Raw genomic sequence first — 12,530 nt, 5'->3', positions numbered from 1 at the left:
ACCATGGATAAGCACACTAGAAGCAAGCACGACCATGAATTTACGGTGATGTCAGCAGATGAGTATCTTGACCCCCTATTCGGCCGGCTCTGCCGAGCTGGCGGACGGCATAAAAAGTTGGCGCATATGGCATTTGCTTGGCACTGCGGATCTGCGGCGCCGGCACTCTAGATCCAAGTTCGGCCAATTCTGGATCGCGCTTTCCACAGGTGTAACGATCTTCGCACTCGGGCTGGTCTGGTCCCTGCTTTGGAGAATGCCGGTCGCCGAGGTTATGCCCTACATCACCGTAGCGATGATTTTTTGGGGCTTCTTATCCGGCACCCTGATGGAATCCACAGGCGCACTGACTTCGATAGGCAGCCTTTTCCTCAATCAGAAGACGAGTTTCTCGGTAGCTATCTATATGCTCATCTACCGGAACCTAATCACAACAGGATATAATTGTATTATAATAGTGGTGGTGTTCGCTTGTTTTCAAGTGTTGCCAACTTGGCAGCTGATAATGCTTATTCCAGGGCTTGTGCTGACGGTGGTGTTTTTGCTTCCTACCTGCTACGTACTGGCCTTGATCACAACGCGATTTCGTGATGCGGCTCCCCTGACGCAGAGCGTTACGCAAATCGGATATTTCGTTACCCCGGTCCTTTGGCAACCCGACTTTATTCCTCAAAGCTATCAATGGATTAATATAGTCAACCCATTTGCTGTATTTCTGGCGTTAATACGCGATCCCATCCTTGGGTTAGAAACATCGGCACTCACTTGGCTGGTCGCAGTGATTTATACGTCCCTGGTTTGGCTTGTGGGCTTGCCGTTTATTGGCGCATACCACAAACGCGCGATTTATTGGATTTAGCAAATGGCGCACATCCGGCTAAAGAACGTTTCCATCTCCTACCCAATTTTCAACTCGCATTCGCGGTCATTGAGGACTGCCGTATTCTCAAAGTTAGGTGGCAATATAGTTTCACACAACAATACGGTCGTAGTTGATGCCATTAAGGACCTGACTCTCAACCTAGAGAATGGGGATCGAATCGCCTTGCTTGGCCATAACGGCGCTGGAAAGACGACCCTTTTGCGCACGCTCGCCGGTGTATATCCGCCAATGAGAGGCACGGTAGATATCGAAGGGCTCATAAGTTCTTTCACAGACCTAACCCTCGGCATGGATATGGAAGCGAGTGGCTGGGACAATATCATCTTCCGCTGCGCCTTTATGGGCTTGAGCTTTAAAGAAGCGACAGAACTTGCCCCGTCAATTGCCGAATTTTGCGAGCTTGGCGACTTCCTCGACATGCCGGTGCGCACCTATTCTTCTGGCATGTTCGTCCGACTTGCCTTCGCGATTTCGACCTCGATTGAGCCAGATATCGTTATCATGGATGAGATGATAAATGCGGGTGACGCTCAATTCATCACCAAGGCTAGAACACGGATCGAGAAAATATTGGGTAATGCGAGCGTCTTCGTCATCGCTTCGCACGACATCTCCATAACGCGCCAGTTTTGTAAGACGGCACTTTGGCTCGAGAAAGGCGTTGCCAAGGCGATCGGGCCCGTCGACGAGATCACTGAGGCATATCTGGCATCTAGGACCACTTAGAGCGAGCGCATTGTCTGCACTCGCTATTAGCTCTTGCCGCAGTGCAGACATTGAATAGCGTATTGGATCGCACATGAAGCCAACAGCTGTAAGTAGAACGATGTCGGTAACTCGAGCCCGTATCGCGCGTGCATGTCATGTTCTCAAGACCGGACTTGGTTTAGTTCTCACCGGCCGCACCAATGTTCTTTACGCGGTCTTGTTTCGCAAGCTCTTTCCGATCCAAGAGAATCACATACCGATTGAATACGTTGCGATCGCTCCGAGAGAGTTATCACTTATAGAGAATGACTCTGCGTCGACCAAGCACGACGCGGCTAAAGTGGAAGAGATGGCGGCAACACCCCTGGTCTCCATCATCATTCCATGTTTTAACTATGGGCGGTTCCTGGAAAAGGCAATCGACTCTATTCTCAGCCAGACTTTAGAAGAGATTGAGATCATCGTCGTCGAGGGTGGCTCTACCGACGCGGAGACCCCGCAAGTCGTCCGGGCGTTGGAAAAACCGAAAACGAGCATCATCCTCCACGAGAAGCCTACACTCGTCGGCGCAAACCGCAATGCCGGGATAGCGGTGGCGCGGGGAAAGTTCATCTGTTGCCTTGATCCAGATGATACATTGGACGCTACGTATCTTGAAAAAGCCGCCTATCTGTTGGACGCCCATTTTTACGATATTGTCTCAACAGGCATCCATCTGGCAGGCAGTCGCACAGGCACAATCGACGTCCTGGGCACACCAAACCTCAACGACATGACGCAGGGAAACCACATCACAACTTGCGCAGTTTTCCGACGTTCCCTTTGGGAAAAAGTGGGCGGCTATTTCGACACTGGCAAAGGTCAGGACCATGTTGCTGAAGATTGGGACTTCTGGCTGCGCTGCGTTGCCGCTGGTGCACGCGTGCGGAACATAACAGGCGAGCATCTGTTCAACTACACTGTGCACGACACCGGCTCCCTGTCCACCACAAATGTCCGCAGCATAGCCTTCCAAAGGAAGGCGATACTAAAGAGAAATCAAGCGCTTCTTACGTCTGAAGCCATGACCCGGTCAAAAGCCCAAGCGCCGCGAAGGTTGGTCTGCACCCCGCCTGGGGTTGTGCCTCCTCGACGTCGGGCGCAGGCGCATTCACCGACTCGCTCTCTGCTCGTCGTGATTCCTTTTATGATTGTGGGAGGAGCCGAGCGACTCTTATCGACAGTTATTGGTTACCTCGTTGCTAAAGGCTGGAACGTCACTGTGGTGTCCACCCTGCCGCAGAGAGGACTTGAGGATGCAAGCGGCTGGTTCAGGGAAGTCACTAGCGAAGTCTACAATCTTCCGCGGTTTCTGGGAGAATGGGAATACGAAAATTTCGTCCACTATCTGATGAAAACGCGCCGCTTCGACGTGGCACTGCTTGCAGGGAGTCGTCTCTTTTATGAAATGCTACCTGAACTGACAACGCAATATCCCGACGTGGCGATCGTCGACCTGTTGTTTAACACCGTCGGCCATACCCACTCGCACGTCAAATTCCAGCCTTATCTGACTTACGCTATCGCTGAGAATCCTGAGGTGATCTCCTGGTTCAAAAAGCAGGGCTGGAACGACCAACGGGTCAGTTTAGTGGAGAGCGGTGTGGACGTGTCGACGTTCGATACCGATCGTTCACCGAGGCTCAGTAGGGAACTCAATCTCAAAGCCGAAGAGATCGTTATAGGGTTCTCTGGTCGACTCTCGGAAGAGAAGGCTCCTGAAATTTTTCTGAAGCTGGTAGCCGCTTTTAGCAGCGAGCCGTCGATCCGCTTCATCATGACGGGCGGCGGGCCTCTCAGGGAGTATGTTGACTCAGAGATTAAGAAGCTGCCGAAGGATTCCAAGCTTCAATTCATGGGGCTGGTGGACAGTACAACGGAGTTCTTCTCAACCTACGACATCTTTGTTCTACCATCGCATGTCGACGGGCGACCAATCGCTCTATTGGAAGCCTTGTCATCAGGTTGCGCCGTCGTCGCATCGCGGGTTGGCGGCATCCCAGCTCTCATAGAAGGATCCGGCGCCGGCATTCTCTGCAGACCAGCCAACACGGCAGATTTCATTGAGGCCATTCGTTCCCTCGTCTCCGACAGGGCCAGGCTAGCCGCCATGAAAACTGCAGCTCGTGAATGCGCAATACAAAAGCTATCGGTCGATCGTATGGGGTCAGGCTACGTAGCAGCGCTGGAGGCCGCTATCAAAATGAACCGTGAAGTCAGAGACTCCGGCGCTGCGCGCGGAGAAACTGAAGCACAAGTCGACGAGCAAATTTAACGACAGTCCAAATATTTAACAGATAATATTGAGGCGAACCAATTAGCCCTTCGTGCTTCAGAAGACGATGGGTACGCATCTCGCCAATTTGCATGTCGAGCATCCTAGCGCTCAGACCACTGGCTCCGAAAGCGAGCTTGTCTGCTCGCGCAAGCACGATGTTTATCTTCAAGCCAAATGTTCCGGAGAGGAGATTGGCCGCAACGAAAGCGTAGTCTTCGCCGGCATACCATTCCGGAAACAAGTACCGGATGGAATCGCGTCTGATGATCACGGTCGAGATCGAGGCGGGATTTTTCATCAATATTCTGTTGCGGCTAAATCCCGAGATGTCTGCTGACGAAACCGGCCGCCAATCTCGAGCCGAGAACGATTTGAGGTGAGCAGTAAGGCCTGGCGCGTCTGCCCCAAGCATCAACCCCATCTGGCGTTCGACTTTCTCGGGATGCCATTCGTCATCAGCATCGAGAAAGGCTATATAGGGCTCGCGGCTAGCGGCGATGCCAATATTGCGTGCACCGCCCGGGCCTATATTTTTCTCGAGTGTCACTAGCTTGATCGGAAGAGTCGGGAATTGCGGCAGAACTTTTGAGCACGTATCATCATTCCCTGCGTCATCGACAACGATGATTTCACTGGGACGCGAAGTCTGAGCGTCAATGGACGATAGCGCCCGTGCCAGCGCCTTACCATCACGAAAGGTCGGCACAATAACGGACAGCGGGACCGTATTCACGCTACAGCATTCCTGTTCGGGCCCGCTCGCTCGACAACATTTGTCCAAGTACGGCTTTAAGATCAGGCTTCGATACCCGAATTCCAAGCTTACTTAGTTTTTCGTTGCTGCCAATGACTATGTCGAGGTCACTTGTCCCGCGAAGATGGCCTTGCACCTCATGCTCTACGGTGAGGCCAGAGGTCTCGATCAACTGTGTTAGGACATCTTGCAGCAAGAGGCCGGCGCCCGCGCAGACGTTAAAAACTTCACCCTGAGCGTTCCGCATCGTCGGAAGCTTTGCAATGATTCTTGCGGCTTCCGAAACATCGATGAAATCACGGATGCTGTGAAGAGGTCCTGTCCTCAACACTCCACCTCCCCCGGTCATGGCACTCAGCTGACGCACGAAGCTTCCAAGGGCTGTACTCGTTGGGCTACCCGCTCCAATCGGGTTGAACAGCCGCGCTACCGTGACCTGAAGCCCCGATGCACTCGCCGCCAATCCGTGAAGCGTTTGTGCAAGCTTTGAGATTCCGTAAGCAGACACCGGATTACACCCGTCCCCCTCTCGCACCGTATTGTCGGAGGATATTGGCCTGCCATACTCCGCTGCACTGCCAATTAGCACGACTTTAGATGGAAGCCTCGCCATCGTGGCCCCGGTGAGGACCGATTGGGCATAGACGACGTTGGCCCGATAGAGCGCCTCAATATCCGAGCTGTCGCTTGTGCCAGCGAGGTGATAGATGAAACTTGCCCCGGTCTCATCCGCGACTCGACAGATTTCCTCCGCAGTCGGCTTTGACGAAAGGACAAATCGCGAGTCTATTCCGCCATGTGAACCACGAGTGAGGCTGACCACCTCATCGCCCCGTTCTCGGATCTCACGACACACATATCTGCCCAAAAAGCCGCTGGCGCCTGTTACTAAAGCAACAGCCATCACTCAGTCCTTCAAAAAGAGGCTTCGCTGCTTTTCAAACAATTCCTGAGCCGCTGCGTAGTCATCAGGCCGACCGATATCCAGCCATACGCAATCTTGCCGCTGGCATTGTACCGTCTTTCCTCTGGCCTGAAGTGACTGCATCAACTGCGGCATATCCAGATGTGTCCCGACCTTGAGGTGAGGAGCCACGGCATCACGGTTCAAAACATAAAGGCCCATGCTTACAAGGTGCGAGTAAGATGGCTTCTCACGATAACCCGTTAGCCGCATGTGTTCGTCGACCTCGACCAAACCAAAATCTATCTTGAGCGTGCGCTCATAGACAGCAATCGATGCGCTTGCTTCGCTCTCTCGGTGTTTGCGTGCCATCTCCGCTACGGAAAAATTGGTGAGAAGATCGCCATTGGTTACAATAAAATCGTCACCGACCCGATCTAGAACCGCAGCGATTGGACCGGCGGTTCCCAAGGGAGAATCCTCCAGAACATAGTCAATGTTCAACCCGAATGCGGTACCATCTCCGCAGAACGCGCGGATGAGATGATGCAGGTGATTGACTGCGAGTATGACATCCTCAACGCCCGCCGCTTTCAGCTGCCGCAGCAAAAGCTCCAGAACTGGCATATCACCCAGCGGAACCAGTGGCTTGGGAAACGACGCGGTAAAAGGCTGGAGCCGTGTGCCTTTGCCTCCCGCCATTACGACAGCTTTCATCGGGGCTCCTCTCATGTGCTATCAGACCGTATATTCTGTGGGACGGTATAGATTTAAGTTCTCTTCCACAAACAGGATTGTCTTCTGGAGACCATCTTCCACAGAGGTAGCGGGTGACCACCCTAGCAGGCGTTTCGCTTTGCTATTGTCAGAAACCAGTTTCAGAACTTCACTTTCAGCAGGACGAAGTCTGTTCGGGTCCTGCACGATCGGCTTTGTGGAGTTCATCAATCTAAGGATGTTTGCCGCGAAGTCGCCGATTGATGCCGTGTTGCCCGTTCCGAGATTAATGGTTTGTCCGTCAACACCGTCGGTAGCACCCGCCAATAGAAATCCGTCGACCGTGTCATCGACGAATGTCATATCACGCATAGGATCGAGTGCCCCAAGCTCGATCATATCTCGCGTTGCAGCCTGGGAAATGATTGTGGGAATGAAGGCGCGGGCCGATTGGCGGGGACCGAAGGTGTTGAAAGGGCGCACGGTAACGACTGGTGTGGAAAAGGATCGATAATAGCTCTCGGCAATCTTGTCAGCGCCAATCTTGGAAGCAGAGTAGGGAGACTGCCCCTGAAGCGGGTGGTCTTCATCAATCGGTTCACGCAAGGCGGTACCATAGACCTCAGATGTCGATGTGTGCACGACACGGCTTGTTCCGTGGCGGCGGGCCGCCTCTACCACATTCAACGTGCCTTCGACGTTTGTGCGCACATAGCTGCGCGGCGCAACATAGGAGTAGGGTATCGCGATCAATGCGGCGAGGTGAAAAACGACGTCTTTGCCCTGAACGAGGTTCATGACGAAGTCGGAATCCTCAACATTGCCCGCAGTAACCTGCAGTGCGCGCTTAATCTCAACATCCGCATGCTCTAGATTTCCCCAGCCAGATGAAGAACCATACTTAAGCATGGCAGTGACATTTGCGCCCTGCCTCGCAAGCGCTTCTGCAAGGTGGCTACCGATGAAGCCGCCAGCGCCGGTTACAAGTACGTTCTTGCCACGATAAAAGCTCTGGAGGTCAATCATAAGCGAAATCTCTTCTTCTACGGGTTGCGGGTCGCAATTAGCTCATGTTGGGTGATCTCACAAGATTTAAATAGAGCTCGATAATTTGGGGAACAATACTCTCGGTTGAGAACCTCCGTTCAAAGTCCGCACGGGCAGCTGAACCCATGCGCCTTCTCAATTGCCAGTCTTGGGCGAGTCTAACAACCGCGTCTGCGACCTCATGTACGTCACCTGGAGGGATCAGAAAGCCGTTTATGCCATCCTGAACAATCGATCGGCAGCCTGCGACATCATATGCAATCATCGGCAGTCCTGCCGCCGCGGCCTCTATCAAGGTCCGCGGCATCCCCTCTCGCTCTGAAAGCAAAATTGCAATATCGGCGCGGTGCCAGGTCGAAGAAATGTCCATAGCTCGTCCATGCCACTGGACCCCGTCAAGGCTTGAGAAACCGTTCAACTGGGCTTCGGTGAGGCTAGTTAAATTCCCCGGGTCAGGCATGCCCCATAGTTCGAGATGGACATCCTCTTTTCTCCTAGCGATCTGTATCGCTTCCACCGCCGATTCAATGCCCTTGGCCTTCAGCATCCTACCGAGATAAAGCACGTTCACCGATGAAGAGGGGCCAACACTCTCTTTGACTTGTAATGCCGCAGGATCTACACCCCATCCCCCTATTACAAGTTTGCGCTGAAGAGACGGGAACTCGGACGCGTCATCTTCATTCTCGAACGTAAATAACGCCGCAGTCCTTTTAGAAAATACAGATAGCATTAGACGAATGGCAGTACGCGCAAGCCGCAACGGCAGCCTGTTTCCGCTCCATAAATAGCCAAGACCTGTCAGCGAAAAAACAGCCGCAGTCCTGCGCTGCATCAAAGTTGCCGCCCCCGCAATCACAATCGAACGTAGCGCTATGGCATGGACAACGGCTGGTCGCTCGTGAGCCATAATGGATCGCAGCCGAACAATGCTCGAGAAAAGACCAATCAGGCCAAACGAGGATCGATCCGCCGACAGGTCGATCAGACGAAATCCCTCGCTCCTTAAATCGCTCGCCTTTTCCCCCACTCTAGTCACAACAACAACTTCGAACCCGCTCTTCCGAGCCGCACGTGCCATCGGCAGGAAGTGGGTGGCGAAGAACCAGTCTTCTGTGACCACGTATATCAATCGTAGGCTGAAGCCCTGCTCACAGACCAAGTGTCACCTCACCAACTGGTGGGGTCTGATACAAATTAGCATTCGCAATCTCAATGGGTTTCGCGCAGAACGCCGTCTAGATAGCATGAAGACCTCTGTCACCACATCTACGGCGCCCCAAAACATTGCTGGGTAGAAAGAAAGTGCACTACCGACGTCCATGGTCCAACTCCATCTAGACCGCTTGGACTCGTTTATTATAGGACAATCATCACGAATCTCTTGCTCGTGGTTCGAAACCAAAAGCAGAAGCTGACCTTTGCTGGGTATGTCATCAGGATGCTGTGGTTCAGTTCTCGGTGAGAATCTTTGACAGATAATCTCTGTAGCTAGCGCTAGGAATCGCCTTTATATTCTCGGCAAGTTGCACGTCGGAAATTAACCCCGAACGGAACGCAACTTCCTCCGGACAATACACTTTCAGCCCTTGCCTCTTCTCGATTGCATGCAAAAAATTACCGGCTTCCATTATGGCTTCGGGCGTACCTGTGTCGAGCCAAGCTGTTCCTCGACCCAGCCTAATCGCTTGAAGGCGACCTTCTGCAATATATCGGCGATGCACTTCTGTAATTTCCATTTCGTTCCGGCTGGATGGAACAACACTGAGCGCAAATTCTGGCGCATCTCCCGGAAAGAAATAAACACCAATGGATGCCCACGTGGATTGGGGCAGCGGAGGCTTTTCAACGACTTCCGCGACGCTGTAGTCCGGATTGAACGTAATTACGCCAAAGTTCTGCGGATCGGAGACCCTGTACCCAAATATCACGGCGGCGTCTCTCTCCGTCACAATTCTTTGGGCATCCTGCATCGCACTTCGAACATCCTGCCCGAACAAAATGTTGTCTCCAAGCAAAAAGCATACTGGACTACCGGCAAGAAAATCTTTCGCCAGCGCCAGACCATCCGCAATTCCTCTCGGTTCGGATTGAGCGGTGTAGGAGAATTTTGCACCGAACTGCTCCCCTGTACCCAGCAGCCTTTGCATCATATCCAGATCTTCTGTGTTTGTAATTAATAGTATATCCTTTATCTTCTGTAATAGAAGCAAGGATAGCGGATAATGGATCATTGGCTTGTCGAAGACTGGCAGTAGCTGTTTACATGCCACTAACGTTGAAGGATAAAGCCTTGTGCCCCGCCCCCCTGCTAGGACCACTCCCTTTAGCGTCTGTTTCACGATGTATCGCTCCTGCACTTTCCGCCGATCAACAATCTGCCCATCTCACCCTTTGAGGGGGAGCTGTCACATTTGCTATAGCATTCCAGATAAAAATTCTACGGTAGGTCTGTGTTGTAGAGTTATCGCTCCTAAAGGGTTTGGAGTGCGTTTACGCTGCGTAGCAGCGGGCTGGTTCGCTAATTCGTCCTCAGCGGCTGAACGAGACGTTCAGAGGCGACCGGCACTACTTCGCAGCTGACAACATACGGCCTCACGATGGCAGCAGCCCCAACCTACCGCCGTCGTAACCCTTCCGTAATGGGGACCACCACCACTCGTTGGCAAGATACCAGCGAACAGTCTTCTCAATGCCGCTATCGAACGTTTCCTGAGCCTTCCAACCCAGCTCTCGTTCCAACTTGGTTGCATCAATAGCATAGCGCGCGTCATGGCCCGGACGATCTGCAACAAAGGTAATGAGAGCAGAATGATCGCCTGCGTGAGGACGAATATCGTTCAGCAATTCGCAGATGCGAGTAACCACCTCTATATTGCTGCGCTCGTTACGGCCCCCTATATTGTAGGTTTCGCCCATGCGTCCGCTGTCTGCAATCAGATTAAGAGCGCGCGCATGGTCTTCTACGTAGAGCCAGTCGCGAATGTTTGTTCCGTTGCCGTAGACCGGCAGTGGCCTACCTTCTATCGCGTTAAGGATAGTAAGAGGAACGAGTTTCTCGGGAAAATGGTAAGGTCCATAATTATTGGAGCAATTCGATACGATTACCGGCAGGCCGTACGTCCGGCCCCACGCCTTTGCCAAATGATCGGATGCCGCCTTCGATGCTGAATAGGGCGAACTGGGATCATACGGTGTTTCCTCATCGAATAGGCCTTGCGGACCAAGAGATCCGTAGACCTCATCGGTTGATACGTGAAGAAAACGGAACTGAGATTGTCGTGATACGGCCAGGCCAGACCAGTACTGCCTCGCGCACTCCAACATATTGAAGGTCCCGAGCACATTCGTATCGATAAAGTCCCTAGCGCCCGTAATAGAGCGGTCGACGTGACTCTCAGCCGCTAGATGAATGATACGATCCGGCTGGAACGTCTCCATAGCCGATTGAACAGCACCACGATCGGCAACATCTGCCCTCAGGAAACGATAATTTTTATTACCTTCCACCTCTTTAATCGAGCTCAGCGTGCCAGCATAGGTGAGCTTGTCGATATTGAGGACGTCAAAACCCTTTTCCAACACGAGGTGGCGGACGACTGCAGATCCGATAAACCCAGCACCGCCAGTGACAATAACTCTCATGACAAATAACTCTTCCACCCTAGAGCACGGAGAAAGGCCGGACTATCCACCAATCTAACCGATGCGCACGGAACGTGACTCAAAACAAACAAAAAAGTCAAACTCCATGTACCGGAATCTGTGCCAATGGCGTGCCCGTTGGCGCGTTAGCAAGCCCCCGAAAGAACGGCCCAGCGGAAAGGTACGAGCACACGTTTCTGTTATGCCCCGGCTTCAGATCATACTGACGTAGAACCTCAGTTACTCGAACTAGTCCGCTATACCAGCCACATCGATAGCCGCCCAAATTTCCGAACACTGGGCTGCTGCCGGTTTTTCGGACACCGAGTTAGGCTAATCCCACCTCCATTCCAAATTCCATCGGGCTGAGATAGCCCAGTGTCGAGTGGCGACGCTTCGGATTGTAGAAGCGCTCGATGTAATCGAACACATCCGGTCTGGCGTCGTTTCTCGTGCGATAAACCTTCCGTGCTGTTCTCTCCGTTTTCAGTGATGAGAAGAAGCTCTCCATTGCGGCGTTGTCCCAGACATTTCCAGAGCGGCTCATGGAGCAGGTGATACCGTGGTCGCCCATGAGGCGCTGGAACTGCTCGCTCGTTTACTGGCTTCTCTGATCGGAATGATGCAGGAGCGCATCTGGTTTTCCTCGACGCCAGATTGCCATGATCAGCGCATCTGTGACGAGCTGGGCCGTCATGTTGGCATTCATCGACCAGCCGACGACACGGCGTGAGAACAGGTCAATGACGGCCGCGACATACAGCCAGCCTTCTGCGGACCAGATATAGGTGAAGTCGGCCACCCATTTCTGGTTCGGCCGCTCTGCCATGAACTGACGGTCCAGCACGTTCAGCATGATAACGGCACGGTCACCGGCATCCTTTGGCAAGCCACGCCGTCTCGGCCTGGCCCTGAGCGCATTCAACCGCATCAGCCGCTCAATACGATGGAGGCCACAGGATAGACCTTCTTCCAACACGTCGTGCCATACGCGGCGAGCACCATAAGTGCGGTCGCTGGATTTGAAGCTCTGCGTGATCTTGTCCAGCAGAACCTCATCATAGCGGGCGTGTTCGCTCGGAGAACGATTGAGCCAGGCATAGAAACCTGAACGAGAAACTCCCAGCGCTTTGCAGAGCCATGCCACCGGCCAGATCGAACGGTGCTTTGCAATGAACGCGAACTTCATATCGCGTCCCTGGCAAAGTAGGCTGCGGCCTTTTTTAGGATGTCGCGCTCCGCCTTCAGCTTGGCGACTTCACGACGGAGCCGCTCGATCTCAAGCTGCTCCGGCTTCATATGGCCTTTTCCAGGAAAGGACTGGCTGGGATCGTCGCCGTATTCCCGAATCCATTTGTGCAACACATTCTCGTGGACATCAAAGTCGCGGGCAGCCTGGGCAACAGTCACCCCACGTTCCCTGACCAGCTTCACCGCTTCAAGCTTATACTCGCGGCTGAATATTCGTCTTTGCATTCATGCTCTCCGGTCTCAGGAGGAACACCTCAACTCGATGTCCATAAAACCGGCAGCAGCCCAAGGAGATGGGTGGTGA

Annotated in this window: 10 protein-coding genes and 1 pseudogene; 3 read left to right on the top strand and 8 right to left on the bottom strand. The window is 53.0% G+C overall.

All coding sequences use genetic code 11. The features are described 5' to 3' along the window. Nucleotides 1-58 precede the first annotated feature (58 nt). From M1E10_RS01725 to M1E10_RS01715, 3 genes are all read left to right on the top strand, one after another. Nucleotides 59-859 carry an ABC transporter permease gene (locus M1E10_RS01725; RefSeq protein ID WP_499173291.1) on the top strand — a complete coding sequence of 267 codons (801 nt, stop codon included), beginning with the start codon at nt 59-61 and terminating at the stop codon, nt 857-859. A gap of 3 nt (nt 860-862) precedes the next feature. Beyond that, complete coding sequence (locus tag M1E10_RS01720) at nt 863-1,609, top strand: ABC transporter ATP-binding protein (protein ID WP_499173290.1); 747 nt, start codon at nt 863-865, stop codon at nt 1,607-1,609. 73 nt (nt 1,610-1,682) lie between these two features. Beyond that, nucleotides 1,683-3,905 carry a glycosyltransferase gene (locus M1E10_RS01715; RefSeq protein WP_499173289.1) on the top strand — a complete coding sequence of 741 codons (2,223 nt, stop codon included), beginning with the start codon at nt 1,683-1,685 and terminating at the stop codon, nt 3,903-3,905. On the opposite strand, the gene M1E10_RS01710 is transcribed toward M1E10_RS01715, so the two are convergent. The 8 genes and pseudogenes from M1E10_RS01710 to M1E10_RS01675 all read right to left on the bottom strand — a co-directional run bounded on the left by M1E10_RS01710 (nt 3,847) and on the right by M1E10_RS01675 (nt 12,451). Further along, complete coding sequence (locus M1E10_RS01710) at nt 3,847-4,641, bottom strand: glycosyltransferase family 2 protein (protein ID WP_499173288.1); 795 nt, start codon at nt 4,639-4,641, stop codon at nt 3,847-3,849. The genes M1E10_RS01715 and M1E10_RS01710 overlap by 59 nt on opposite strands. A gap of 1 nt (nt 4,642) precedes the next feature. Next, nucleotides 4,643-5,566 (bottom strand): NAD-dependent epimerase/dehydratase family protein, encoded by a 924-nt coding sequence (locus tag M1E10_RS01705; protein ID WP_499173287.1) that lies wholly within the window; start codon nt 5,564-5,566, stop codon nt 4,643-4,645. Nucleotides 5,567-5,569: 3 nt separating this feature from the next. Continuing rightward, nucleotides 5,570-6,283, bottom strand: a complete 714-nt coding sequence (locus M1E10_RS01700) for a nucleotidyltransferase family protein (RefSeq protein ID WP_499173286.1) — start codon at nt 6,281-6,283, stop codon at nt 5,570-5,572. 21 nt (nt 6,284-6,304) lie between these two features. After that, nucleotides 6,305-7,309, bottom strand: a complete 1,005-nt coding sequence (locus tag M1E10_RS01695) for a Rossmann-fold NAD(P)-binding domain-containing protein (protein WP_499173285.1) — start codon at nt 7,307-7,309, stop codon at nt 6,305-6,307. Between the two features lie 37 nt (nt 7,310-7,346). Then, nucleotides 7,347-8,453, bottom strand: coding sequence for a glycosyltransferase family 4 protein (locus M1E10_RS01690; RefSeq protein ID WP_499173284.1), 1,107 nt, complete (start codon nt 8,451-8,453; stop codon nt 7,347-7,349). A 328-nt stretch (nt 8,454-8,781) separates the two neighbouring features. Beyond that, nucleotides 8,782-9,672, bottom strand: coding sequence for a sugar nucleotidyltransferase (locus tag M1E10_RS01685; RefSeq protein ID WP_499173283.1), 891 nt, complete (start codon nt 9,670-9,672; stop codon nt 8,782-8,784). A 253-nt stretch (nt 9,673-9,925) separates the two neighbouring features. Continuing rightward, nucleotides 9,926-10,975, bottom strand: a complete 1,050-nt coding sequence (gene rfbB, locus M1E10_RS01680) for a dTDP-glucose 4,6-dehydratase (protein ID WP_499173282.1) — start codon at nt 10,973-10,975, stop codon at nt 9,926-9,928. A 328-nt stretch (nt 10,976-11,303) separates the two neighbouring features. After that, a pseudogene (locus M1E10_RS01675) lies at nt 11,304-12,451 on the bottom strand (IS3 family transposase). Nucleotides 12,452-12,530 lie beyond the last annotated feature (79 nt).

Source organism: Rhizobium sp. PK7-22 (assembly GCF_056530405.1).
This window is presented reverse-complemented; position numbering and strand designations above follow the sequence as displayed.

Bases quoted from the DNA above. Each gene is read 5' to 3' on its own strand.
- M1E10_RS01725 (WP_499173291.1), top strand. From the start codon at position 59: ATGAGTATCTTGACCCCCTATTCGGCCGGCTCTGCCGAGCTGGCGGAC.
- M1E10_RS01720 (WP_499173290.1), top strand. From the start codon at position 863: ATGGCGCACATCCGGCTAAAGAACGTTTCCATCTCCTACCCAATTTTC.
- M1E10_RS01715 (WP_499173289.1), top strand. From the start codon at position 1,683: ATGAAGCCAACAGCTGTAAGTAGAACGATGTCGGTAACTCGAGCCCGT.
- M1E10_RS01705 (WP_499173287.1), bottom strand. From the start codon at position 5,566: ATGGCTGTTGCTTTAGTAACAGGCGCCAGCGGCTTTTTGGGCAGATAT.
- M1E10_RS01700 (WP_499173286.1), bottom strand. From the start codon at position 6,283: ATGAAAGCTGTCGTAATGGCGGGAGGCAAAGGCACACGGCTCCAGCCT.
- M1E10_RS01695 (WP_499173285.1), bottom strand. From the start codon at position 7,309: ATGATTGACCTCCAGAGCTTTTATCGTGGCAAGAACGTACTTGTAACC.
- rfbB (WP_499173282.1), bottom strand. From the start codon at position 10,975: ATGAGAGTTATTGTCACTGGCGGTGCTGGGTTTATCGGATCTGCAGTC.